The sequence below is a fragment of the Streptomyces sp. NPDC048504 genome, from assembly GCF_043200035.1.
GTDB lineage: Bacteria > Actinomycetota > Actinomycetes > Streptomycetales > Streptomycetaceae > Streptomyces.
Window position 1 is genome coordinate 81,042 of record NZ_JBICXA010000014.1, and the last position, 23,980, is coordinate 105,021.

The following is a 23,980-nucleotide window of genomic DNA, read 5'->3' on the forward strand; positions in this document are numbered from 1 at the left end:
TCCCTCGTCCCTTACTTCGCAGCCGCGAGCTCGGCGGCCTTGTCGGCCGCGCCGTCCATGGTGTCCACGCGCTGGACCAGCGGGTGGTTGGCGTCGGAGAGGATCTTGCGACCCAGCTCGGCGTTGTTGCCGTCGAGGCGGACGACGAGGGGCTTGGTGACGTCCTCGCCCTTGTCCGCGAGCAGCTGCAGCGCCTGGACGATGCCGTTGGCGACCTCGTCGCACGCGGTGATGCCGCCGAAGACGTTGACGAAGACCGACTTGACGTCGGGGTCGCCGAGGATGATCTCCAGGCCGTTCGCCATCACGGCTGCGGACGCGCCGCCGCCGATGTCGAGGAAGTTGGCGGGCTTGACCCCACCGTGCGCCTCACCGGCGTACGCGACGACGTCCAGGGTGCTCATGACGAGACCCGCGCCGTTGCCGATGATGCCGACCTCGCCGTCGAGCTTGACGTAGTTGAGGTTCTTCGCCTTGGCGGCCGCCTCAAGGGGGTTCGCCGAGTCCTTGTCCTCAAGCGCCGCGTGGTCCGCCTGGCGGAACTCGGCGTTCTCGTCCAGCGAGACCTTGCCGTCGAGCGCGATGACGCGGCCGTCGGCGACCTTCGCGAGGGGGTTGACCTCGACGAGGAGGGCGTCCTCCTTGACGAAGGTGTCCCACAGGGTCACCAGGATCTCAGCGACCTGCTCGGCGACGTCGGCCGGGAACTTGGCCTGCGCGACGATCTCGCGGGCCTTCTCGATCGAGACGCCCTCGTTGGCGTTGACCGGGACCTTCGCGAGGGCCTCGGGGTTCTCCTCCGCGACGACCTCGATCTCCACGCCGCCCTGGACGGACGCCATGGCGAGGAAGGTGCGGTTGGTGCGGTCGAGAAGGAACGAGACGTAGTACTCGTCGACGATCTCGGGCGCGGTCTCGGCGATCATCACCTTGTGGACCGTGTGGCCCTTGATGTCCATGCCGAGGATGTCCGTCGCACGCGCGACGGCCTCGTCCGGGGTGGCGGCGAGCTTCACGCCACCGGCCTTGCCGCGGCCGCCGACCTTCACCTGGGCCTTGACGACGGACTTGCCACCGAGCCGCTCGGTGGCTGCGCGGGCCGCCTCAGGCGTGTCGATGACTTCACCGGCCAGCACCGGTACATCGTGCTTGGCGAAGAGGTCCCTCGCCTGATACTCGAACAGGTCCACGCGCTTCCGTCCTCAGTGATATCGCGGTTCGTTGGATGCGTGGGCGTGCCGCGAAGGGCAACGTGACGTCCGCTGTCACAAGGGAGGCGCACACGGTGACCGAGCGCGCGGCATGTCCGTCTCGCAGGTTATCGCTGCTTGCAGGGGGCCCCTAAATCGAGGGTCACACCTGAGCGGTGATACCTGTCACATGATGCCGGATTCCGTGACACGGAGTGCCGCGGGCGGGGCGTTCGGGCAGGTCGCCGAGTGGGTGGTTGGGGCGGCTGGTTCGGGCGGGGCCTCGCCGGGTTGGGGTTGGCCCGGCGAGGCCCCATACCGTGAGACGCACTCCGGACAGACCGACGGCATTCGGCCGTCCGGGGTCACTGCCTCACGGAGTCGGTCACTCCCAGTGCCGAACGGTCCGGGCGCAGACATTGCGTGCGGCCCGTGCACCCTGGATGGCCGCGGCGGCCCTGACCCGGGACCCTCCCGGGACGGAGACCACGGCATCGACGAGGCGTCGTCGGAGTTCGGCCGGGGTGATGTCGATGTTCGCGCTCGTGTTGCTGCTCATGCGTACGTCGGTTCCTCAGGCGTTCCAGAAATGGAGACAGGGCGACATTCCGGGCAGCTCAACTGCCGGAAAGGGCCTGCCTAGCCTGGGAAAACGGGAACGTCCCGGTACCTGTCCCGGGTCTCTGCCGCATCCGCGCACGCGACAACACCGGGCACGAACCGCACGGGCACCCGGAAGTCCAGGGTCACGACGTGCGCGTCACAGTGCCGCGAGCCACCGTTGTCCACACCCGGCTGATCGCGCTGCGCGCCGTCGGGGGCATCGGTGGGTGCCTGGTGCGGGGTGGGGATGCGTCCTGCGGAGGGGCCCGGGGCGTGACGTACGACGGCTGCATGGTCTACGGCGCCGACGTTCGGCCCGTACGTGGCACCTGCGGCCACGTGGGTGGAAACCGCCGCGGGTTCCGAGGCGTGCCCGTGGGCCGCGGCCCCGCCCTTCTTGCTTCCGCCGCCACGCGAGGTCTGTGGGGCGGCGGGGACCGGCACCTGTGTCGACTGTGCCGGGAGCGTCTGCACCGGAAGAGTCGGCTCGGCGGGCAACGAAGGCAGGGTCGGCAACGAGGGCAGGGTCGGCAGCGACGAAAGCGGCGGCACCTGCGCCTTGGCCAACACCTCGGTCACCGTCTTCACGACATCGGCGACCGGCTGCACGACCTGAGCCGTGGTCTCCGGAACCAGAACCGGAACCGACTTCACCACCGAAGTCACCACCGGAATCCCGGGCTTGCCCAGATGCACCGGCTGCGCCGGGTGCGCCGGGACCGAACCGCCCTCCGCCGCCTGTGCCTGTCCCCCGAAGACGACGCCGAGCACGAACAACCCGCCTACCAGCAGGACGACTTGAAGCACACGTTGACGCACACGCCGCCCGACCGCCGTACGCATCACGCGCAGGGCGGCACCGGACAGTGCGGCGGGCCAGTTCATGAGGCGACGATCCTTGCACGGGCCGCCCTACGACGCACAACCCCCCTGCCCCACAAGCCAGTTCGTCACATGGTGTCCGGTATCGGCAATGGCCGCTTCTCGATCGCCGCCGCCATCACCTCCGGGAACAGATCGGGCGTGCAGGCGAAGGCCGGCGCGCCCAACGCGGCCAGCGCGGAGGCGTGTTCGCGGTCGTAGGCGGGCGTGCCCTCGTCGGAGAGCGCGAGCAGGGTCACGAACTGCACCCCCGACGCCTTCATCGCCGCGACCCGCTTCAGCATCTCGTTCCGGATGCCCCCTTCGTAGAGGTCGCTGATCAGCACGACCACCGTCTCCGCGGGCCGGGTGATCTGCGACTGGCAGTACGCGAGCGCCCTGTTGATGTCCGTACCGCCGCCGAGCTGGGTCCCGAAGAGCACGTCCACCGGGTCGTCGAGCTGGTCGGTGAGGTCGACGACCGCCGTGTCGAAGACGACGAGGCGGGTGTTGATCGACCGCATGGACGCCAGCACCGCCCCGAACACGGAGGCGTAGACGACGGACGCGGCCATCGACCCGGACTGGTCGATGCAGAGGATGACCTCCTTCTTCACCGACTGGGACGCGCGCCCGTAGCCGATCAGCCGCTCCGGCACGATCGTCCGGTACTCGGGCAGGTAGTGCTTGAGGTTGGCCGCGATCGTGCGGTTCCAGTCGATGTCGTGGTGGCGCGGCCTGTTGATACGGGCGCTGCGGTCGAGCGCGCCGGTGAGTGTGGCCCGGGTGCGGGTGGCGAGCCGCTTCTCCAGGTCCCGCACGACCTTGCGGACGACCGCCCGCGCCGTCTCCTTCGTGGTCTCCGGCATCGCCTTGTTGAGGGAGAGCAGCGTGCCGACGAGATGCACGTCGGCCTCGACCGCCTCCAGCATCTCCGGTTCGAGAAGCAGCGCGGACAGCCCGAGCCGGTCGATGGCGTCACGCTGCATGACCTGGACGACGGAGGACGGGAAGTACGTCCGGATGTCCCCGAGCCAGCGCGCGACGGACGGCGCCGACGCCCCGAGCCCCGCCGAACGGTCCCTCGCCGCCCGCCCCTTGTCCTCCCTGCCGTACAGCGCGGCCAGCGCCCCGTCCATCGCGGCGTCCTGCCCGGACAGCTCGCACCCGGTGCCGTCGGCCGCGTCGCCCCCGAGCACCAGTCGCCAGCGCCGCAGCCGCTCCTGGCCGGGCTGCCCGGGATCCGCGACCCCGCTGACCGCGACCGCCTCGGCCGTCATCCGCGCACCCCCGTACGCAGCCCTTCCCACAGCGGCACGACCCGCACGGCCGTCGCCGGGCAGTTGTTCTCGGTACGGCGCCCCCGCACGCCCCCACCGGCACCCGCCCCCTGAGCCCGCTCCCCCGGCCCTCTCATGCCCTGCCTGCCGTTACCCGTCATCCCGCCACCCCCACAAGCTCGTTGTCGGTGTTCCCCACCATGTCGTCCAGCCCCAACAGCAGCCGCAGCACCGGCACGACCGCGTCCGCGCGCCCGGCGTCCAACTCCGCCCCGAACCCGGGTATCCCGGCCGCCGTCGCCGCCGTACCCACCTGCTTCCCCGGCCCGCGCCGCACCAACTCCCCGAGTGTCCGGCGCACCCCGGGCTCGTACGACGAGAACGTTCGCCTCAGCAACGGCAGCACGTCCGTGAACGCCTCCGCCGGCACCCCGGTCAGCCACGCGTCCACCAGCGCGAGCAACCGCTCGTCGTGCACGAGGAGCAGCCCGCCCCCACCGCCGACGAACCCCTCGATCCACGCGGCCGCGTCCGCCGGAGGTGTCCCCGGCGAGAGCACGAGCCCCATCAGCCGGGCCGCCTCGTCCGGCCCCAACTCCCCTTCGTCCAGCAGGAGTCGCACGGCCCGCCCCCGGATGACACCGGGGACGGTGTCCCGCGCGGAGAGCGTCCGCAGCACCGCGCGCCAACGGTCCCGCAGGTCACCATGACCAGATCCCGACCCGGGCCCACCCGCATCGCCCAATAGCGCCACCGCCCCGTGCACCGCGTCCACATGCCGCCGCATCTCCTCCGCGGCATCCGCGTCGAGGGCCGCGCAGGCCGGGGGCAGGCCGACGAAGACACGCTCGGCGAGGCCGGCCGCGACCTCCGTCAACGCGCCGGTGTCGGTGCCGCGTACGTCGCCGTAGCGCAGTGAACGGACCAGCGCGGGGAGTGCCTGCGCGAGATGACCGACGTCGGTGTCGAGAGCCGCGCGGTCGGCGAGGACCTTCATCACCACCGGGAGCGCGTCCGGCAGTTCGGCCAGCAGGCAGTGCTCGGCGAGGGCGGTGACGTCGGCGAGGCTCTGCGCCCCGATCGCGTCCGCCTCGGCCTTCGCGGTCGTCGCCGCCAGCACGGTGGTCCCCCACACCCCCGCCTCGGCGACCCGCACCGCCAACTCAGGCTCCCAGCGCAGCCGCCAGGTCTCCCGGAACGTACCCGTGCTCCCCCGCGACGCGGCCGGCTCGCCCCACTCGATGCGCAGCAGCCGCAGCCGGTGCAGGAGCCTGCTGCGCCCGGCGTCGGTCTCCTTGCGCAGGTCGAGCTCCAACTCCCGCTCCAGCGCCTCCGGTTTGATCCGCAGCCTGCGCTGCGACCGGTCGAGGTCGCGCTGCAACGGCACGGCGGGCGCACCCGGCGGCACCTCGCCCAGCACATCCCCGACGACGAGCCGGTCGTGCACCAGCGACAGCGGGACGTCCGAGCCCTCGCACATCACCGCGCGCACCGCGTCGGTGGTCTCACCGAGCCCCGGCAACGGACGGCCGCGCATCACCGCGAGGGTCTCCGCCAGCCGTACGGCCTCGATGACATGGGCCGGAGAGACGATCCGGTCCTCCTCCCGGAACAGCCCCGCGACCTTGGTCATCCACCGCTCGACCGGCCGGTCCGGCGCACCGAACAGATGGCCGTACCAGCCCGGCGAGTCGATACCAGCGCCGTACCCGCTGGCGCGCGACAGCCGGCGATGCGTCCACGGCACCCAGGTCAGATCGGCCTTGACCTTGGGCAGCCCCTTCAGCAGCGCACGGTCCGCGGCGACGGACGCCTTCTGCCGCAGCGCGGGCACATGCCAGGCACCGCACACCACGGCCACGTCGTCCTCGAACTCCCGCTGCGCCGCCCGCACTTGGAGCCGCATGTACGCCTCACGCACAAGATCCCGCTCGTGCCCGCCGACCCCGTATGTCTCGCGCAGCGCCCCCATGGCCTCCTCCAGCGCGGTGAACGGCGCGAACGCGTCCCGCTCCCCCACACCCCGGTGCTCGACGACGTCCTCCCACCAGCGCTCGGGATCGTCGTAGCCGGCGGCCTCGGCGAGGACGGCGAGGGGATCCACGCGGATGTCCTCGGCAGAAGGCTCCGGGGCGGAAGGGGACTCGCTGGACGGAGTCCCGGCAGTCGGCGTCTCGGCAGTCGGGTCCGGCGGCTGCTCCTCCCCCGTCAACTCGCCCTCGGCGTCGTCCTTTCCCCACGCCAGCGTGTGCGTGGCCGGGAGGTCGATGAAGCGGGCCGGGACCTCGTGCTCCAGGGCCCAGCGGATCGCGACCCACTCCGGGGAGAACTCGGCCAGCGGCCAGAACGCCGAGCGGCCCGGCTCGTCCACGGCGTGGGCGAGCAGCGCGACCGGCGGCCGCATGTCCTCGTCGGCGGCCAGCGGGATCAACACGTCGGCCTCGGGCGGTCCTTCGATCAGTACGACCCGCGGCCGGGCCGCCTCCAACGCCGCCCGCACGGCCCGCGCCGAACCGGGCCCGTGATGCCGCACCCCGAGCAACAGCGGCCCGGCGCCCCGGCCCCCGCCCCCCTCAGTTCCCGCCACTTCGTCCCCCTCCCCTCCGGATCCCACTCCCGCTCCCGCTCCAACTCCAGCAGCTCCAGCTGGAGTCGTCGTCGGCCAGTCCCCTGAAGTCGCTCACGCGCTCGCCTCCCGGCAGGCCCGGTAGAAGTCCTTCCAGCCGTCGCGCTCACGGACGACCGCCTCCAGGTACTCCTGCCAGATGACCCGGTCGGCCGCCGGATCGCGGACCACGGCGCCGAGGATGCCCGCGGCGACATCGCTCGGCCGCAGCAGTCCGTCGCCGAAGTGGGCTGCCAGAGCGAGCCCGTTGGTGACGACGGAGATCGCCTCGGCCGTCGACAGCGTGCCGCTGGGCGACTTGAGCTTCGTCCGCCCGTCCGCGGTGATCCCGTCACGCAGTTCGCGGAAGACGGTCACCACCCGGCGGATCTCGTCGACGCCCTCGGGCACCGCCGGCAGGTCCAGGGAGCGGCCGATCTGGTCGACGCGACGCGCGACGATCTCGACCTCGGCGTCAGCGCTCTCCGGCAGCGGCAGCACCACCGTGTTGAAACGGCGGCGCAGCGCGCTGGAGAGGTCGTTGACCCCGCGGTCGCGGTCGTTGGCCGTGGCGATCAGGTTGAAGCCGCGGACGGCCTGCACCTCCTGTCCCAACTCCGGTATCGGCAGCGTCTTCTCGGACAGGATCGTGATGAGCGAGTCCTGCACGTCGGCGGGGATACGGGTCAACTCCTCGACGCGCGCCGTCATCCCCTCCGCCATGGCGCGCATGACGGGGCTGGGCACGAGGGCATCGCGGCTCGGGCCGTTGGCGAGCAGCTGCGCGTAGTTCCAGCCGTAGCGGATCGCCTCCTCCGGGGTGCCTGCGGTGCCCTGCACGATCAGGGTCGAGTCACCGCTGACCGCTGCCGCGAGGTGCTCGGACACCCAGGTCTTGGCGGTGCCGGGCACGCCGAGCAGGAGCAGGGCTCGGTCGGTGGCGAGGGTGGTGACGGCGACCTCGACGATGCGGCGCGGGCCGACGTACTTAGGTGTGATCACCGTGCCGTCCGGCAGCGTGCCGCCGAGCAGATAGGTGGCGACCGCCCACGGCGACATCTTCCAGCGGACCGGACGCGGCCGGTCGTCCTGCGCCGCCAGCGCGGCGAGTTCGTCAGCGAAGGCGTCCTCGGCGTGCGGCCGCAACACCTCGCTCGACGGCTTGGCCGCCTGCTTCTCGTTCACCTGCGCGTTGATGGGTTCTGCGGACACAGTCATGGCTGAGGCCCCCTCCAGCTCGGCCGGTTCGGATCTGGTGTCCACCGTGCACCACCCCACTGACAACGCGATCCGACCTGCGGAAACGCGTTCGCGGAGCAAGCTTCTACGGCTCCCCCGACTCCCACGCCATCGCCACCCTCCACCCCACCCACGACCCGCTCGCGGACCGATTGTCAGTGCTGGGATCTACCTTCGATGACATGACTCAGCAGGGGGTGCGCTGGACGGCTGATCAGGTGCTGGCACTGGCGCCTGACGCAGCGTCACGCAAAGCGGGAAGCAAGCTCGGCGCGGCGGGGCCGTGGTCCGAGGCGGGCAGTTCTGACGAGGGGACGGTGTGGGGGCTGTGCAAGGGCAGTGGCAGCAAGCCGTATCAGACGGTCGTCGACATCGCGGACACCGCGGGACCGGCGTACAAGTGCAGTTGTCCGAGCCGCAAGTTCCCGTGCAAGCACGCGCTGGGGCTGCTGCTGTTGTGGGCGGGCGGGGACGGCGCGGTGCCGTCGGGGCAGGCGCCGGACTGGGCCGGGGAGTGGTTGGCGGGGCGGCGGAAGCGGACGGAGGAGAAGCGGGCGGCGGGGGCGCCCGGTTCCCCGACCGCCGCTGATCCGGAGGCGGCGCGGCGCAGGGCTGAGCGCAGGGCCGAGCGGATCACCGCGGGCGCGGGCGAGTTGGAGCAGCGGCTGACGGACCTGCTGCGCACCGGCCTGGCCTCCGCGGAGCAGGCGGGGTACGGGCTGTGGGAGGAGACCGCGGCCCGCATGGTCGACGCCCAGGCCCCCGGACTCGCCGCACGCGCACGGGAGTTGGGGGCGATTCCGTCATCGGGCCCCGGCTGGCCGGTCCGACTGCTGGAGGAGAGCGCGCTGCTCCACCTCCTCGACCAGGCCTGGCTGCGCCGCGAGCATCTGCCCGACGGCCTGGCGGCGACGGTCCGTTCCCGCATCGGCCTGCCCGCCTCGCCGGACGGTCCGCCCCTGCGCGACCACTGGCTGGTCCTCGCCCAGTACGACACGACGGACCCGAAACTGACGACCCGAAGAATATGGCTGCACGGCACGGACTCGGGCCGCACCTCCCTCCTCCTCTCCTACGGCGCCGCGGGCCGCGCCCCCGATTTGGCGCTGCCTATGGGGCTGGCCCTGGACGCGGAGGTGTCCGCGTTCCCGGGTGCCGGGCAGCTCCGGGCGGCCCTGGGTGAGCAGTTCGGAGCCCCCTCGCCCACGACGGAACGGCCGCGGGGGGTGACGACAACCCAGGCCGCCGTCCACTACGGAGAAGCCCTACGGCACGACCCGTGGCTGGATGCGGTCCCGGTGACGCTGGACCGGGTCGTGCCCACCCCGGACGGCGACTCCTGGCAACTGGCGGACGCCGACGCGGACTTGGCGCTCCCGCTCACGTCCACCGCCCGTTCCCGCCCCGGCCTGTGGCGACTCGTCGCGCTCTCCGGCGGCGCCCCGGTCAAGGTCTTCGGCGAACTGGGCCACCGCGGCTTCACCCCGCTGACGGCCTGGCCGGAGGGGGCGGGAGAGCCGGTGTCGCTGTGCTGAGCCCACTCACCGACTCGATGGAAGGCACCGCATGAACAGCAGCACCTCCGCTCCGGCGCCCACGGCGGGCAGCTGGGAGGAACTCGTCACCACGGCACTGCTCGGCACGGACCGCCGTACGCCTCCGGGGTGTGCGCCGGGCCAGGACGCACCCGTGGCGCTGCTGGACGCGGCGGCCGTGGAGACCGTACGGCGGCGGGCGGGGCTGTGTCCGGCGCGGGCGGCACAGCGTCCGGAGCCCGCCGCGCCCGACACGCGTCCGGCGCTGCCCGCCGCGGCGGCCCGCAGGCTGGCGATGCTGCTGACCGACCGTCCGGGTACGGGCGGTGGGGGCCGCAGGGGCACCTCGCCGGATCTCATGGAGTTGCTGCCCCAGTGGCTGGCGGCGGCCAACGCGCGCGGGTTCGCCGCGCCCGTCCAGGCGTTGCCCGCGCTGCTGGACGCGGCCCGGGGGCGTACGGATCTGCGGCCGGCGGCACTGGAGTTCGCGGGCCCCCGCGCGTTGTGGCTGGCCCGGCTGAACCCGGACTGGCGGTTCGCCCTGCGCGCGACACCGGGCGGCGGCACGGCCCTGCCGGCCCTCGACGACCCGGACCAGGTCCAACTGCTGTGGCAGGAGGGCCTGTTCGCCGAGCGGGTCGCCCTGCTCGCGGCGATACGCACGTACCAGCCCTCAGCCGCACGCGAGTTGCTCGTCACGACCTGGGGGACGGAGCGGGCGGAGGACCGGCTGATGTTCCTCGACTCGCTGCGGATGAGGCTCTCCGCCGAGGACGAGCCGTTCCTGGAGCAGGCGTTGGCCGACCGGAGCCGCAACGTCCGTGCCACGGCCGCGGAGTTGCTGTCGGCGCTCCCCGACTCGGCGCTCGCCGCGCGGATGGCGGTCCGGGCGTCGGCCTGCGTGGCCGTCGACCGTACGCGCGAGGAACCCGGCCTGGTGGTCGAGGCACCGCACGAGTGCGACTCGGGCATGGAGCGGGACGGTGTGGTGGCCAAGGCTCCGGCGGGACGGGGTGAACGCTCTTGGTGGTTCGGCCAGTTGGTGGAGGCGACTCCGCTCGCGACCTGGGAGCGGCGGCTCGGCGGACGTACGCCCGCGGAGATCGTGGCGCTCCCGGTGGCGGACGACTGGCGGAGCGAGTTGCACGCCGCGTGGTGCCGGGCGGCGGTGCGGCAGCGCAACGCCGAGTGGTCCCGGGCGCTGCTGGGGACGCCGTCGGCGCCCGAGGCGGGCGGGCCGGGGGCGGTGTCGCTGGCCGAGCGCGCCAAGCTGCTGAGCACGCTGGGCGGGGGCGAACGGGCCGACTGGGTCGCCGGGTTCATCGCGGCGCAGGGGCTGTCCGAGGCGTTCCAGCTGCTGGGGGTGTGTGCGGTGCCGTGGGCTGCGCCGCTGGGGCGGGCTGTCGTGGACGCGCTCAACATCGCGCGGGACGCGGGGAGTTACCCGTGGAGCTTCAGCGGGGTGATGGGGCTGGCCGAGCGGTGTCTCGATCCGGGCGAGGCGAGTCGGCTCGACGGGTTGCTGGCGGTGCCGGACGAGACGGAGGACGCGGCGCCGGGAGCGGGGGGTTATTGGGCGGAGGCGTTTCAGCGGCTGGTCACGACGTTGCGGTTGCGCGCGGCGATGACGGAGGAGCTGAGGGCGCCGTAGAAACCAAGGTAGTTGGCGGCGCCGTAGAAGCTTGGGGGCTGCGCCCCCAAACCCCCCTTCGGCCTGAACGGCCTCGTCCTCAAACGCCGGACGGGCTGAAAATGCCGGCCCGCGCTGAAAAGCGAACCCCGGACGGGCTGCGCAATCACCGGAGCCCAGTAGCGGAGCCCTGTCGCACGTTCTCCCGCACCCAGTCCACGATCGCCTGCGTCGTCGCCCCGGGCGTGAAGATCTCCGCGACGCCCTTCTCCTTGAGGGGGGCGATGTCCGCCTCGGGGATGATGCCGCCGCCGAAGACGAGGATGTCCTCCGCCTCGCGCTGCTTGAGGAGGTCGATGACCGCGGCGAAGAGGGTGTTGTGGGCGCCGGAGAGGATGGAGAGGCCGATCGCGTCGGCGTCCTCCTGGATCGCGGTGTCGACGATCTGCTCGGGGGTCTGGTGGAGGCCGGTGTAGATGACCTCCATACCGGCGTCGCGCAGCGCCCGCGCGATCACCTTGGCCCCGCGATCGTGGCCGTCGAGCCCCGGCTTGGCCACCACCACGCGGATCGGACCGGCTGCCACACCCATCACTGCCTCCATGAAGCGACTGCGTTCATCCCTACCCACGGGTACCGCGGTACCCGCTTCAGTGCGGGAAGTGAACGAACGTTATCTCCAGCATCCCGCAACCGGCAGTTTCGCGGCGGATACCGAGGGGGAAATCACACGATGGGACACGTTCGCCGCGCAGCGTTCCAGCGGGAACAAGCGCACCGGGAGCCGCAACGAGGTCGCCGTACCACCGCGCCGCAGGCCGCGCGGCGCGGTGGTACGGCGCATCGGCGCAGGCACGAAGGGCACGCAGGGCAGGTACGGCACGACAGCGGGAAGCCTCGTCGCCAGACCGACAGGGCTCCTCGGTACGTCGACGGCGTCGGTCACGCCGCGCACCGCACTCACCCCGCGCATACCCCTCGCGCACCGTCGGTGACCCTCGCCGTGGCCTCCCACGAGGGCACACGGGGGACGGAGCTGTCGTTCCGTGTGCCGACAGGAGGTCGGCCATGAAGGTCACCAGGGCTGCACTGCCCTTTCTCCCCCTCTGTCAGCGCCTCCTGCCCAGCAGGCTGGCGGGCCTCTCGATGACCCTCCTGAAAGCGACCGCCCTGGAGATCGTGATCCTCGCGGGCCACCTTCTCCTCTATCCCTCCGGCATCGCCCAGGAGCGCCGGGAACCCCTGCCCGAGCCGCCCTCACCCAAGGACGCGGCGCAGCTGCCGACCGAGGCGAAGCCTCCGGTGGTGCTGCTGCACGGGTTCATCGACAACCGCTCGGTCTTCGTACTGCTGCGCCGTTCCCTGGCCCAGCACGGCCGCCGGCAGGTCGAGTCGCTCAACTACTCGCCGCTGACCTGCGACATCCGCACCGCCGCCGAGCTGCTCGGCCGGCACATCGAGGAGATCTGCGAGCGCACGGGCAGCAAGGAGGTCGACATCGTCGGGCACAGCCTCGGCGGGCTGATCGCGCGGTACTACGTGCAGCGGCTCGGCGGCGACCTGCGGGTCCGCACGCTGGTGACGCTCGGCACCCCGCACTCCGGCACGGCCGTCGTCCCGCTGGCCAACGCCCACCCGATCGTCCGGCAGATGCGGCCCGGCTCGCCGGTGATCGAGGAGCTGACCCGTCCCGCGCCCGGCTGCCGTACGCACTTCGTCAGTTTCTGGAGCGATCTGGACCACCTGATGGAGCCGCTGGAGACGGCCTGCATCGACCACCCCGACCTGATCGCCCAGAACGTCCAGGTCAGCGGCATCGGCCACCTCGCCCTGCCGGTCCACCCGGCCATCGCGACCGGCATCCGCCAGGCCCTCGACACCCCGCTGCCGGAAACCCCGGCCGCGACCCACACCGGCGGCCTGACAGTGGCCTGACCGGAGACCGACAGCGGACGCACAGCCTCCCGAAGATCGAACGCTATTCGAACCCACGGCCAAACCCGTGCCCGCCGTCCCCCGAAACACGGCCGAATGCCCGTTTCCTGCGGACGCGAAACCTGACGAAGATTGTCGCGCCCGCATACTGCCGGGTACAGTCCACCGCACTGCTCTGGCAGCCCCTGTTGTCGAGGCGAATAGAGAAGTTGGTGAACGATCGTCACCCGTCGGGGACCATGACCACCCCGGCTCCGGCTTCCGATGCCACCTCGGCGCACTACGCGTCGTACGGCGGACAGGACGCCCAGTACGGTGACTTCACCACGTACGGCGACCACACCGCCACGGATTTCCATCCGGGCGCCCAGGCCACCGCGAGCTTCGCCACCGACCCCCTCTTCGGCGACATGCCGGGCAACGGCCACGACACGGGGTCGCACGCCACCGGCGCCTACGACTCCTCCGCCTGGTCCACGGGTGCCCAACACACCCTGAACTACGACCCGTACGCGGCCCAGCACCACGCCGCCTACGACACGGGCGCCTACGAGACCACCGCCTGGTCGGCCGACTACCAGCAGCTGTCCGCCATCCCGCCGCAGACCGGTGCCCCGGACGTCAGCGGCCAGTGGGACGCGAACGCCTGGCTCCAGCCGGACACTTCGGCGCATGCCGCGGCCCCCGCCGACCAGACCCAGCAGTGGGAATGGGGCACGCAGACCTTCGACACCGGCGCGTACGACGCCACGCAGTGGAACGCCGACGGCACCGCCCCCGACGCGACCACCACCTTTGAACAGGCGTCGTACCACGGGACGCACGAGGGCACGTACGACGAACCCGCCCCCGAAGACGGCGAGTTGACCCCCACCGGCGAGCTGCCCGCCCTCGACGAGGCCGAGCCGGAACAGCAGGACGGGGCCCAGACCCACCCCGAACTCCTCGACGACCAGGAGGAGTTCACCCCGAGCCCGGCCCCGGCCGGCTCGCGCGCCGCGGCCCGCAACGGGAGCCGTTCCCGCCGCCGTACGCCTCCGAAGCGGTCCGCGCTGATGACCATCGCCGTGCCGTCCGCGTGCGTGATGGGGGTCGCCGGGATCGCCGCCGCGTCCGTCGGCACGCTGACCGGCGGCAGCGACACGACGGCTTCCGCCTCGGACACGACCTCGGTCAAGCCGTCCGTCGCGAACAACAAGCTGGACGCCCAGATCAAGAGCCTGTCGGCCGGTGCCGACGACTTCGCCGACCGGGCCAGCCGTACGCAGGAACGCATCGACCTCAAGGCCCAGCAGGAGGCCGAGAAGAAGAAGGCGGCGGCGGAGGCGGCCCGCAAGGAGCGGCTGCGCCCCAAGTACGTGCTTCCGGTCACGCAGAAGGGCCTCAGCGCCTACTTCGGCCAGGCCGGCGTCAACTGGATGTCCGTGCACACGGGCATCGACTTCCCCGTCTCGTACGGCACGACGGTGATGGCCGCGACCGACGGCGTCGTCAGCACGAAGTGGAACAGCGCCTACGGCAACATGCTGATCCTCACGGAGAAGGACGGCACGCAGACCTGGTACTGCCACCTCTCCAGCTACCGCGTCGCCCCCGGTACGACGGTGAAGGCCGGCGACCCGATCGCGTACTCCGGGAACTCGGGCAACTCCACCGGCCCGCACCTGCACTTCGAGGTGCGCCCGGCGGGCGGGGCGGCGATCGACCCGCTCCCGTGGCTCCGCAGCCACGGGCTCGACCCGACCTGAGCCGCCCCAACTCCCTTACGGCTACAGCTTCTCCACCGGCGCGTACCGCAGCAGCAGCCGCTTCGGCTTGGGCTCCCCGAAGTCGACCGTCGCCTCCGCGTTCGACCCCGTGCCCTTCACGCCGACCACCGTGCCGAGCCCGAACTGGTCGTGCGTGACCCGGTCGCCGACGGCCAGCGCCACGACCGGCTTCTCCGAGGTCCTGCGCGTGGCGAAGCCCGAGGCACCCGACGCCGACGAGCGCGAGCGGGACGAGGACAGCGAGGCGGCGATGCCCGAGGCCGGACCCGTCGACGGCGGAGCCGCCATCGCGCCGGTCCGCTTCCACTCCACGTGCGCCGCCGGGATCTCCTCCAGGAAGCGGGAGGGCGGGTTGTACGACGGCTGCCCCCAGGCGCTGCGCAACGACGAGCGCGTCAGGTAAAGGCGTTCCCGCGCGCGCGTGATGCCCACGTACGCGAGGCGCCGTTCCTCCTCCAGCTCCTTGGCCTGGCCGAGGGCGCGCATGTGCGGGAAGACGCCGTCCTCCATGCCGGTGAGGAAGACGACCGGGAATTCGAGGCCCTTGGCGGTGTGCAGGGTCATCAGCGTGATGACTCCGGAGCCGTCCTCGTCCTCGTCGGGGATCTGGTCGGAGTCGGCGACCAGCGCCACCCGCTCCAGGAACGCGGCGAGCCCGACCGGCGTCTCGCTCTCCCCGTCACTGTTCTCCTGCTCAAACTCCAGGGCTACGGCGGCCAGTTCCTGGAGGTTCTCGATGCGGGTCTCGTCCTGCGGGTCGGTGGAGGCCTGCAACTCGGCGAGGTAGCCGGTGCGTTCGAGGATGGCCTCCAGGACCGTCGCCGGGCCCGCGCCGGAGTCGACGATCGTACGGAGGTCCTCCATGAGCGTGTTGAACTTCTTGACCGCGTTCGTCGACCGCGCGGCCATGCCGTAGGCCTCGTCGACGCGCTTCAACGCCTGCGGGAAGCTGATCTTCTCGCGCTGCGAGAGGGCGTCGATCATCGCCTCGGCGCGCTCGCCGATGCCGCGCTTGGGGACGTTGAGGATGCGGCGCAGCGGGACCGCGTCCTCCGGGTTGGCCAGGACGCGCAGGTAGGCCAGGACGTCCCGGACCTCCTTGCGCTCGTAGAAGCGGACGCCGCCGACGACCTTGTAGGGCAGGCCGACGCGGATGAAGATCTCCTCGAAGACACGGGACTGGGCGTTCGTCCGGTAGAAGACGGCGACGTCTCCGGCCTTCGCGTCGCCCGCGTCGGTGAGACGGTCTATCTCCTCGGCGACGAACTGCGCCTCGTCGTGCTCCGTGTCCGCGACATAGCCGGTGATCTGCGCGCCCGCGCCCGCGTTGGTCCACAGGTTCTTCGGGCGGCGGGACTCGTTGCGCTCGATGACCGCGTTGGCGGCGCTCAGGATCGTCTGTGTGGAGCGGTAGTTCTGCTCCAGGAGGATCGTCGTCGCGTTCGGGTAGTCCTCCTCGAACTGGAGGATGTTGCGGATCGTCGCCCCGCGGAAGGCGTAGATCGACTGGTCGGCGTCACCCACGACGCACAACTCGGCGGGCGGCAGGTCGTGTTCGCTGGGCGGGACGTCGACGGGGTGCTCGGAGGTGCCGACCAGCTCGCGCACGAGCGCGTACTGCGCGTGGTTGGTGTCCTGGTACTCGTCGACCATCACGTGCCGGAAGCGGCGGCGGTAGTGCTCGGCGACGTCCGGGAAGGCGCGCAGGAGGTTGACCGTCGTCATGATCAGGTCGTCGAAGTCGAGGGCGTTGGCCTCGCGCAGCCGCGACTGGTACATCGCGTAGGCCTGGGCGACGGTCTTCTCGAAGCCGTCGGCGGCCTGGGCGGCGAAGTCCTCCTCGTCGATCAGCTCGTTCTTCAGGTTCGAGATCTTGGCGCTGAAGGACTTCGGGGGGAAGCGCTTCGGGTCGAGGTCCAGGTCGCGGCAGACCAGGGCCATGAGGCGCTTGGAGTCGGCGGCGTCGTAGATCGAGAACGAGGACGTGAAGCCGAGCTTCTTCGACTCGCGGCGCAGGATGCGGACGCACGCGCTGTGGAAGGTCATCACCCACATCGCGTTGGCGCGCGGGCCGACGAGCTGCTCGACGCGCTCCTTCATCTCGCCCGCGGCCTTGTTGGTGAAGGTGATCGCGAGGATCTGCCCGGGGTGCACATGGCGCTCGCCGAGGAGGTAGGCGATGCGGTGGGTGAGCACGCGGGTCTTGCCGGAGCCGGCGCCGGCCACGATGAGCAGCGGGGTGTCGGAGTGGACGACGGCCGCGCGCTGGTTCTCGTTCAGCCCGTCCAGGAGTGCGGCCGGGTCGACCACCGGGCGTGGGGCGCCGTCACGGTAGTGGGCGTCTCTGCTCGCGGGCACGTCGAACTTCCCGCCGAACAGGTCGTCCGGAATCGGCTCCGGTCCGTGCTCGTCCTCGGGCGGTGGCGGGGGCTCTCCCTCGTGGGCCCGAGGGCCCTGGAGATCCGCCAGGAAGCTGTCGTCAAAGAGGCTGCTCATCGCCTTCCGAGTTTAGGGCGCCCCACTGACAACCGACTGCCACCCCGGGAACTCGGGGAAATTCACGGACCAGAACCGCTCGGTCACGACCAGCGACGACCGATCCCGCGCATGGCCAAGCTCACGGACGCGTATCGGGCAAACCGAACACCAACCTTCACACAAGCCACACGAATTGGTTAGCGTTCGATCAAGCCGTACGACCCCGCCGACCAGGGGTGCGTCGGTCCAACTCCCTTTCCGGGCGCGGACCGTAGGGCGGCAACCGCCCGCAGGACGGCAACGGCCGCAGGGCACCATCTGGAAGGAGTCGCCTCCTTTGGCGTCGTCGCACCGCAAGCCGCGTTCCGCGGGCAAGCGCATCGCAGGCATATGGACTCCCGCCGCCGACGACGGCAACCCGGGCCTCGGAGAGGTCGAGAAGAAGGTCGACGACCTCTACCGGCGGGCGGAGTCGGCGACCGAGACGTACAACGCGGCCAAGGAGAGGGCGACCAGGCAGCGCAAGCGCGTCGACTCCCGCCCGGACAGCACGGCCGAGCGTGCGCAGAGGCCCAACTCCGCGCGGGAATGGCTGGGTTCGTTCACCGCCGCGCAGTACCGCACCAGGACCTCCGCCCCGGACACCTCGGCGTTCCTGCTCCCGGACACCCCGCACGACTACTTCGAGCAGGCCCAGCTGATGAGCCGGCTGACCAGCCGCCAGAAGAACGCGGTGCGTCATGAGACGGCCGGGAGCCTCCCCACCCCCGACGACCCGCAGAGCGACCTGAGGACGGCCAAGGCCACCGTCCAGAAGAAGCTCTCCACGGCGCGCGAGCTGCTGACGCGGCCGACCGCGCGGAAGCAGCAGACCGAGGCGGCGCGGAGCACCCCTTCCGGCTCCTCGCCCGTCGACTCCTTCTACGCCACCAAGGCCGCCAAGGCCGTCGCCTTCGCCCGCGCCCAGGTCGGCAAGCCGTACGTCTGGGGCGCCGCCGGCCCCGGCTCGTACGACTGCTCGGGCCTCACCCAGGCCGCCTGGAAGGCCGCCGAAGTGCCCCTCCCGCGCGTCATCACCGACCAGGCGAACGCCGGCACGACGGTCTCCCTGGCCGACGCACAACCCGGTGACCTGGTCTTCTTCCACGAGAACATCAGCCCTGTCGGTGTCTACGTAGGCGACGGCATGATGATCCACGCCCCGAAGCCCGGGGCCTACGTGCGCGAGGAGTCGGTCCACCACGACGGCGCGGCGACCGTCCACAGCGTGGTGCGGCCGACCTGAGCGGGTTCTCGACACGCACGCACGCGTGCAGGTGCTTTTGAGCTCCACGCGCGCGTGGCCCGTCGTCGGCACCAGGGCCGCTCCCTAGCATCGGGCCATGTCCGATACCGGTATCTCCCGCTTCCGCGTCTGGTGGGCGCAGCGTCCGCCGGCGGCCGGGGCCGTCGTGATGGCCACCGCGATCATGTCGGTCGGGCTGCGTGTCACGGGGTACGAGGTGCTGTCCCGTATCGCCTTCGCGGTGGCGTGCGCCTTCTGGCTGGGGCTGGCCGCGGACTTCGCCGTACGGCTGCTGCGGGACCGGCGGAGGTGGCTCACGGAGGCGGGGACGCCCGGTGCGCTGACCGCCACGGCCGCGACCGCCGTACTGGGGGCGCGGTTCTCGGCGGCGGGTCGGCAGACTGTGGCCGAGGCGCTGCTGGCGCTGGCCGCGCTGCTGTGGCCCTGGCTGCTTGTGCGGGTCGTACGGAGCTGGCAGGGGCGGATGCCCGGGACCGTGTTCCTCGACTGTGTGGCCACGCAGTCGCTGGCCGTGCTGGGGGCGACGATCGCCGGGGCCGAGTCCGTGGCCTGGCTCGCGCACACGGCGCTGGTGCTCTTCTGGTTCGGGCTGGTCCTCTACGGGTTCGCGCTGGCCCGTTTCGAGTGGCGGCAGATGATCACCGGGGTCGGGGACCACTGGATCGTCGGCGGTGCGCTGGCCGTCTCGGCACTGGCCGGGTCGAAGCTGATCGCCGCCGACAGCGCGCGCCTGTACCTGTGGAACTCCGACGACCGGGGCGTCCTGCGGGCCGTGACGGTGACGTTGCTGGTGCTCGACGTGGCCTGGTGTGTCGTCCTGCTGGGCGCCGAGATCGCCTGGCCGCGGCTGCGCTTCGACGTGCGGCGCTGGTCGACGGTGTTCCCGCTCGGGATGACGGCGGCGACCATGCTGTCCGTGGGGACCGCCGTGGACGTCTCGTGGCTGCGGACGCCCGGGGAGGTGGTGCTGTGGATCGCGGCGGCGGCCTGGCTGGTGGTCGCCGCGGGGACGGTCCGGTTCTACCTCGCCGCCACGTCCGGGGTCACGTCCACAGGACCGCGATGAAGATGTTCACCATGGTCAGCCCGCCCACCAGCGCGAACTGACTCTTGTCGACCGTCTCCTCGTCCCGCTTCACATAGACGAGGCCGAGGATCACGACCAGCAGCGCGAGCTTGACGCCGATCTTGATGTTGTTGACGTGCTGATCGTCGGCCTGGTTGAGGCCGACCAGGATCGCGCCGGTGACCAGCATGGTCAGCGCGCCGTGCAGCATGCCGGGGACGAAGCGGGCCGTGCCCTGGCCCATCGCCTTCATCTGGGTGAGGAAACCGCCGAGCAGCGCGGCGATGCCGATGATGTGCAGGCCGACGAAGAGATGGATGAGTACGTCCATGAGGCCGGAGCCTAATCAGGGGCTCCGGGACCGACCGACACCGCCCCTCCCTACCGCTTCCCGGCCGTTGCATATATGCGGCCCATAGCACCGTGCCGTCCCGCCCCGCGTCGGAACCGCCGCTTCGGTCAGCGCTCCGTGCGAAGGCGGCGGCCCCGGACCTCGATCAACGTCACTTGCGGTCAATCGCCGATCACCTCATGTCAGTTGTGTACATGCGTTACCGGGCCGTCACCATCAGGTTTAGCGTCCTCCACCAGGTGACCGGCTCCCCACCGCCGCCCGGACCAGGGGCGGCAGTCGGCCACCACCGCCGAAGAATGTCCGGCGGCGGCCGGCTCCCCCTGTGCGGGCCGCCGCCGGACGCGCAATCGCCCGCTCCCCCGGCGGTCGTACGAAAGGACGTGCAGTCCACGTGGCAGCGCACCGCAAGCCCCGACAGCGCTCGCTCAGCGGCAATACAGCCCGTACGGCGGCGACGATCGCCCTCGCGGGCGCGGCGACGGCGACCGGCTTCGACGGGACCTCGCACGCCGAGCCACAGCTGACACCGACACAGGTCAAGGCCAAGGTGGACAAGCTGTACCAGGAGGCGGAGGTCGCGACCGAGAAGTACGACGGCGCGAAGGAGAAGGCGGACGCGGCCGAGAAGCGGCTGAACACCCTGCGGGACGAGGCGGCACGCAAGACGGAGAAGCTCAACTCGGCCCGGGACTCGCTGGGTTACGTGGCCGCCGCCCAGTACCGCAGCGTCGGGATTGACCCCGCGGTGCAGCTCATGCTCTCGGACAACCCCGAACGATATCTGGACGGCGCCGAGTTTGCCGACCGGATGGGCCACCGGCAGACGGCGGCCGTCGCACTCGTACGGCAACAGCTGCGGGAGATCGAGCAGTTGCGCGGCGCCGCGCACATCGAGCTGACCTCGCTGAAGTCGCGGCAGGCGGAGCTCGGCAGGCAGAAGAAGACGATCAACGGCAAGCTGGACCAGGCCCGCCGCCTGCTGTCCGGCCTGACCCCGCAGCAGCGGGCCCAGGTCGGGGACGCCACGACCGGCGGCACGGGCCGCGCGTCACGCTCGTCCACGACGGCCCGTGGCGCGCTGACCGCTCCCGGTTCCTCCGCCGCCGCGGCCGACGCACCCAACTCCCGTGCGGCGGCGGCCGTTTCCTACGCCTACCAGAAGCTCGGCAGCCCCTACGTCTGGGGCGCGACAGGCCCCAACGCCTTCGACTGCTCGGGCCTCGTCCAGGCCGCGTACAGCGCCGCCGGTGTCTCCCTGCCCCGCACGACCTACGCCCAGATCAACGCCGGCCAGCGGGTCTCCCGGTCCGAACTGCGCCCCGGCGACCTGGTGTTCTTCTACTCGGGCATCAGTCACGTCGGCATCTACGTCGGCGACGGCCAGATGATCCACGCCCCGAACCCGACGGCTCCGGTACGGCTGGCGCCGATCGACCAGATGCCGTTCGCGGGGGCGACCCGGGTGGTGTGAATCCCCGGGGTGTCCCCCAGGGTTCCGGGCTGAACTCCCTTACGGGTCACACCAGTCGGCGTGCCGTGGCCCACCGCGTCAGCTCGTGCCGGTTCGACAGCTGGAGCTTGCGCAGGACCGCCGAGACATGGGACTCGACTGTCTTCACCGAGATGAACAGCTGCTTGGCGATCTCCTTGTAGGCGTAGCCGCGCGCGATGAGGCGGAGCACCTCGCGCTCGCGCTGGGTGAGGCGGTCGAGGTCCTCGTCGACCGGCGGGGCATCGGTCGACGCGAAGGCGTCCAGGACGAAGCCGGCCAGGCGGGGCGAGAAGACCGCGTCGCCCTCCTGGACCCGGAAGATGGAGTTGACGAGGTCCGTGCCGGTGATCGTCTTGGTGACGTAGCCGCGCGCACCGCCGCGGATCACCCCGATCACGTCCTCCGCCGCGTCCGACACGGACAGGGCGAGGAAGCGGACGGGCTGCTCGGCGTCGCTCATCAACGGGGCGCAGCGGCGCAGGACTTCGACCCCGCCGCCGCCCGGCAGGTGCACGTCGAGGAGGACCACCTCGGGGCGGGTCGCGGTGATGACCGTGACCGCCTGGTCGACGTCCGCGGCCTCGCCGACCACCTCGACACCGGTCTCCTCGGTACGGCCGATCTCGGCCTGGACCCCCGTACGGAACATGCGGTGGTCGTCGACGAGGACCACGCGCACGTGACGCCCGCCCGCGCTCCCGCCGGTCGGCTCCGCCGGTTCGTTCGTCTCGGTCGCGTCGCTCATGACGTCTTCTCCACCCTCTCCATCTCCAGCTCGACCTCGGTACCGCCGTCCGGCACCGCGCGCAGTCGTGCCGTACCGCCGTGGCGCTCCATACGGCCGATGATCGATTCTCTGACACCCATGCGGTCGGCGGGTATCGAGTCGAGGTCGAAGCCCGGTCCGCGGTCACGGACGGACACGAAGACCGTCTTCCCCTCCACCTCGGCGTAGACCTGGACGGCGCCGCCCTCGCCACCGTACTTGGCCGCGTTCACCATCGCTTCGCGCGCGGCCTGCATCTGGGCGCCGATTCTCTCGTCGAGCGGGCAGTCGCCGACGACGACGACCTCGATGGGGACGCCGTGCTTGTCCTCGACCTCGGCGGCGCTGCGGCGCACCGCCTCGGCGAGGGTGTCGGGTTCGTCGGCCTCGTCCTTGCCGGTGCCCTCCGGTTTGTAGAGCCAGGCGCGCAGGTCGCGCTCCTGGGCACGGGCCAGGCGGCGCACTTCGTTGGGGCTCTCCGCGTTGCGCTGGATCAGGGTCAGGGTGTGCAGCACGGAGTCGTGGACATGGGCGGCGACCTCGGCACGCTCCTGGGCGCGGATGCGCATCAGGCGCTCCTCGGAGAGGTCCTGGGTCATCCGCACGAGGTACGGGCCGGCGAGCAGGGTGATGCCGACGAGGACCGCGAGGGCGGCCTGGAGGACCGAGCCGAGGTGGCTGGCGGAGCCCTGGAGGACGAAGATCGCGGTGGCGCCGGCGGTGACGAGCAGGACGCCGCCGCCCGCGCGCAGCAGGCTGAGCGTACGGCGGCGGCTGCCGACCTCGGCCCAGCGGGCGCGGCGGGCGTTGTCCGCCTGGCGCCAGACGAGGGCGACGCCCGCGCCGACGAGGACGGTCGGGAAGAGATAGGCCTTGGCGCCGCTGCCCAGGTTCACATTGCCGACGAAGACCAGGGCCACGACGACCATGAGGAGCAGGGCGACGATCTGGCCCTTGTCCGGCTTGCGGGCGACGAGTCTGCGGCGGCCGTCCGGCGAGGTCTCGGTGGAGACGAGCGAAGGGGGCCGCTGACCGGCGACCCCGCCGACGCCGAGCGGCACGAAGAACCAGAACGAGGCGTACAGCAGCGCGCCGAGTCCGTCCGCGAGGAACAGCCCCACGAACACCAGCCGCACCCAGATCACCGGCAGCCCGAGATGCCCGGCGAGCCCCCGCGCCACTCCACCGAGCCAGCGACCGTCACTGCTGCGGTAGAGCTTGCGCGGCGGCCGCGGGTCCTCGACGGGCAATGCTGCGGCTTCCGGCATGCCACCGATGTTCACACGCCCCGTCGTTCAGGGCATCAGGGTCGACCCCCGAGACTCCCCTGATCTTCGAATTCGCCGCGCCCGGCCCGCGAAATCGGCGTACCGCGGGGGTTCTGACGGGTTGCCGGAAGGGGGGCGGGCGCCCGCGGTCCATGGGTCGGCCGCGGCTGCAGGGGATATGGGCGTCACCGGCACACGAACCGGTCACGGTGCCGGTCGCCGTGCCGGTCACGGTGCCGGTCGCCGTGCCGGTCACGGTGCCGGTCGCCGTGCCGGTCACGGTGCCGGTCGCCGTGGCACGGGAGCCCGGCGGGCAACCAGCCGCCCGCGGTCCGTGGGCCGCTGGCGACTGCGGGAGATCTCAGCGCCACCGGCACACGAACCGGTCGCGATGCCGGTCGCCGTGCCGGTCGCGATGTCAGTCGCCGTGGCACAGGAAGCCCGGCGGGCAACCAACCGCCCGCGGCGACCGCGCCCGCCCGGCGAACCGTTCGCGGCGCAGACCACCAGCGCGTCACCACAGCCCCTCGAACACTCCCCCGGTCCGGGTCAGGGCGGATTTCAGGGTTCGGCCAGGGTCGTCCCGACTGCCATCGGCGGCT

At 71.5% G+C, this 23,980-nt stretch carries 19 protein-coding genes; 8 read left to right on the top strand and 11 right to left on the bottom strand.

Features of this window, described 5'->3' with window-relative positions; all coding sequences use genetic code 11:
• Positions 1–11 precede the first annotated feature (11 nt).
• The 6 genes from sucC to ACGFY9_RS31205 form a co-directional block, all read right to left on the bottom strand.
• A complete protein-coding gene (gene sucC, locus ACGFY9_RS31180) occupies positions 12–1,190 on the bottom strand; it encodes an ADP-forming succinate--CoA ligase subunit beta (protein WP_393759674.1) in 1,179 nt (392 codons plus the stop codon).
• 385 nt (positions 1,191–1,575) lie between these two features.
• On the bottom strand, positions 1,576–1,749 hold the full coding sequence (locus ACGFY9_RS31185) for a hypothetical protein (RefSeq protein ID WP_393759676.1): 174 nt from the start codon (positions 1,747–1,749) through the stop codon (positions 1,576–1,578).
• Positions 1,750–1,829: 80 nt separating this feature from the next.
• Positions 1,830–2,678, bottom strand: a complete 849-nt coding sequence (locus ACGFY9_RS31190) for a hypothetical protein (RefSeq protein ID WP_393759678.1) — start codon at positions 2,676–2,678, stop codon at positions 1,830–1,832.
• Positions 2,679–2,743: 65 nt separating this feature from the next.
• On the bottom strand, positions 2,744–3,934 hold the full coding sequence (locus ACGFY9_RS31195) for a vWA domain-containing protein (RefSeq protein ID WP_393759680.1): 1,191 nt from the start codon (positions 3,932–3,934) through the stop codon (positions 2,744–2,746).
• A gap of 157 nt (positions 3,935–4,091) precedes the next feature.
• A complete protein-coding gene (locus ACGFY9_RS31200; protein WP_393759682.1) occupies positions 4,092–6,521 on the bottom strand; it encodes a DUF5682 family protein in 2,430 nt (809 codons plus the stop codon).
• Between the two features lie 93 nt (positions 6,522–6,614).
• A complete protein-coding gene (locus ACGFY9_RS31205; protein ID WP_393759684.1) occupies positions 6,615–7,757 on the bottom strand; it encodes an AAA family ATPase in 1,143 nt (380 codons plus the stop codon).
• Between the two features lie 203 nt (positions 7,758–7,960).
• On the opposite strand from ACGFY9_RS31205, the gene ACGFY9_RS31210 reads away from it, so the two are divergent.
• On the top strand, positions 7,961–9,313 hold the full coding sequence (locus tag ACGFY9_RS31210) for an SWIM zinc finger family protein (protein ID WP_393759686.1): 1,353 nt from the start codon (positions 7,961–7,963) through the stop codon (positions 9,311–9,313).
• A gap of 31 nt (positions 9,314–9,344) precedes the next feature.
• Positions 9,345–10,964: a DUF5691 domain-containing protein gene (locus ACGFY9_RS31215; protein WP_393759688.1), complete on the top strand. Its 1,620-nt coding sequence runs from the start codon at positions 9,345–9,347 to the stop codon at positions 10,962–10,964.
• A 145-nt stretch (positions 10,965–11,109) separates the two neighbouring features.
• On the opposite strand, the gene ACGFY9_RS31220 is transcribed toward ACGFY9_RS31215, so the two are convergent.
• A complete protein-coding gene (locus tag ACGFY9_RS31220; RefSeq protein WP_393759690.1) occupies positions 11,110–11,535 on the bottom strand; it encodes a cobalamin B12-binding domain-containing protein in 426 nt (141 codons plus the stop codon).
• 70 nt (positions 11,536–11,605) lie between these two features.
• Between ACGFY9_RS31220 and ACGFY9_RS31225 the strand changes: the two genes are divergently transcribed.
• The 3 genes from ACGFY9_RS31225 (at position 11,606) to ACGFY9_RS31235 (ending at position 14,626) form a co-directional block, all read left to right on the top strand.
• Positions 11,606–11,938, top strand: coding sequence for a hypothetical protein (locus ACGFY9_RS31225; RefSeq protein WP_393759692.1), 333 nt, complete (start codon positions 11,606–11,608; stop codon positions 11,936–11,938).
• Positions 11,939–12,011: 73 nt separating this feature from the next.
• A complete protein-coding gene (locus ACGFY9_RS31230; protein ID WP_393759694.1) occupies positions 12,012–12,878 on the top strand; it encodes a lipase family alpha/beta hydrolase in 867 nt (288 codons plus the stop codon).
• Positions 12,879–13,117: 239 nt separating this feature from the next.
• Positions 13,118–14,626: a peptidoglycan DD-metalloendopeptidase family protein gene (locus ACGFY9_RS31235; protein WP_393760018.1), complete on the top strand. Its 1,509-nt coding sequence runs from the start codon at positions 13,118–13,120 to the stop codon at positions 14,624–14,626.
• Positions 14,627–14,647: 21 nt separating this feature from the next.
• Here ACGFY9_RS31235 and pcrA read toward each other — a convergent pair whose 3' ends face one another.
• Positions 14,648–17,143, bottom strand: a complete 2,496-nt coding sequence (gene pcrA, locus ACGFY9_RS31240) for a DNA helicase PcrA (protein ID WP_393759696.1) — start codon at positions 17,141–17,143, stop codon at positions 14,648–14,650.
• Between the two features lie 319 nt (positions 17,144–17,462).
• On the opposite strand from pcrA, the gene ACGFY9_RS31245 reads away from it, so the two are divergent.
• The gene (locus tag ACGFY9_RS31245; RefSeq protein WP_393759698.1) at positions 17,463–18,410 is read left to right on the top strand and encodes a C40 family peptidase; all 948 of its coding nucleotides are present in this window, start codon (positions 17,463–17,465) and stop codon (positions 18,408–18,410) included.
• A gap of 97 nt (positions 18,411–18,507) precedes the next feature.
• Positions 18,508–19,497 carry a tellurite resistance/C4-dicarboxylate transporter family protein gene (locus ACGFY9_RS31250; protein ID WP_393759700.1) on the top strand — a complete coding sequence of 330 codons (990 nt, stop codon included), beginning with the start codon at positions 18,508–18,510 and terminating at the stop codon, positions 19,495–19,497.
• Here ACGFY9_RS31250 and ACGFY9_RS31255 read toward each other — a convergent pair.
• On the bottom strand, positions 19,475–19,828 hold the full coding sequence (locus tag ACGFY9_RS31255) for a hypothetical protein (RefSeq protein ID WP_393759702.1): 354 nt from the start codon (positions 19,826–19,828) through the stop codon (positions 19,475–19,477). The two genes, ACGFY9_RS31250 and ACGFY9_RS31255, sit on opposite strands and share 23 nt — an antisense overlap.
• 415 nt (positions 19,829–20,243) lie before the next feature.
• Here ACGFY9_RS31255 and ACGFY9_RS31260 point away from each other — a divergent pair, with 415 nt between their 5' ends.
• The gene (locus ACGFY9_RS31260) at positions 20,244–21,323 is read left to right on the top strand and encodes an NlpC/P60 family protein (RefSeq protein WP_393759704.1); all 1,080 of its coding nucleotides are present in this window, start codon (positions 20,244–20,246) and stop codon (positions 21,321–21,323) included.
• A 46-nt stretch (positions 21,324–21,369) separates the two neighbouring features.
• Here ACGFY9_RS31260 and ACGFY9_RS31265 read toward each other — a convergent pair whose 3' ends face one another.
• On the bottom strand, positions 21,370–22,089 hold the full coding sequence (locus tag ACGFY9_RS31265; protein ID WP_327401845.1) for a response regulator transcription factor: 720 nt from the start codon (positions 22,087–22,089) through the stop codon (positions 21,370–21,372).
• A complete protein-coding gene (locus ACGFY9_RS31270) occupies positions 22,086–23,378 on the bottom strand; it encodes a PspC domain-containing protein (RefSeq protein ID WP_393759706.1) in 1,293 nt (430 codons plus the stop codon). The genes ACGFY9_RS31265 and ACGFY9_RS31270 overlap by 4 nt, the downstream gene beginning before the upstream one ends.
• Between the last annotated feature and the right edge of the window lie 602 nt (positions 23,379–23,980).

Excerpts from the sequence above, each read along its gene's own strand:
- ACGFY9_RS31185 (WP_393759676.1), bottom strand. The coding sequence starts at position 1,749 with ATGAGCAGCAACACGAGCGCGAACATCGACATCACCCCGGCCGAACTC.
- ACGFY9_RS31190 (WP_393759678.1), bottom strand. The coding sequence starts at position 2,678 with ATGAACTGGCCCGCCGCACTGTCCGGTGCCGCCCTGCGCGTGATGCGT.
- ACGFY9_RS31195 (WP_393759680.1), bottom strand. The coding sequence starts at position 3,934 with ATGACGGCCGAGGCGGTCGCGGTCAGCGGGGTCGCGGATCCCGGGCAG.
- ACGFY9_RS31205 (WP_393759684.1), bottom strand. The coding sequence starts at position 7,757 with ATGACTGTGTCCGCAGAACCCATCAACGCGCAGGTGAACGAGAAGCAG.
- ACGFY9_RS31210 (WP_393759686.1), top strand. The coding sequence starts at position 7,961 with ATGACTCAGCAGGGGGTGCGCTGGACGGCTGATCAGGTGCTGGCACTG.
- ACGFY9_RS31215 (WP_393759688.1), top strand. The coding sequence starts at position 9,345 with ATGAACAGCAGCACCTCCGCTCCGGCGCCCACGGCGGGCAGCTGGGAG.
- ACGFY9_RS31220 (WP_393759690.1), bottom strand. The coding sequence starts at position 11,535 with ATGGGTGTGGCAGCCGGTCCGATCCGCGTGGTGGTGGCCAAGCCGGGG.
- ACGFY9_RS31230 (WP_393759694.1), top strand. The coding sequence starts at position 12,012 with ATGAAGGTCACCAGGGCTGCACTGCCCTTTCTCCCCCTCTGTCAGCGC.
- ACGFY9_RS31235 (WP_393760018.1), top strand. The coding sequence starts at position 13,118 with ATGACCACCCCGGCTCCGGCTTCCGATGCCACCTCGGCGCACTACGCG.
- pcrA (WP_393759696.1), bottom strand. The coding sequence starts at position 17,143 with ATGAGCAGCCTCTTTGACGACAGCTTCCTGGCGGATCTCCAGGGCCCT.
- ACGFY9_RS31250 (WP_393759700.1), top strand. The coding sequence starts at position 18,508 with ATGTCCGATACCGGTATCTCCCGCTTCCGCGTCTGGTGGGCGCAGCGT.
- ACGFY9_RS31255 (WP_393759702.1), bottom strand. The coding sequence starts at position 19,828 with ATGGACGTACTCATCCATCTCTTCGTCGGCCTGCACATCATCGGCATC.
- ACGFY9_RS31265 (WP_327401845.1), bottom strand. The coding sequence starts at position 22,089 with ATGAGCGACGCGACCGAGACGAACGAACCGGCGGAGCCGACCGGCGGG.
- ACGFY9_RS31270 (WP_393759706.1), bottom strand. The coding sequence starts at position 23,378 with ATGCCGGAAGCCGCAGCATTGCCCGTCGAGGACCCGCGGCCGCCGCGC.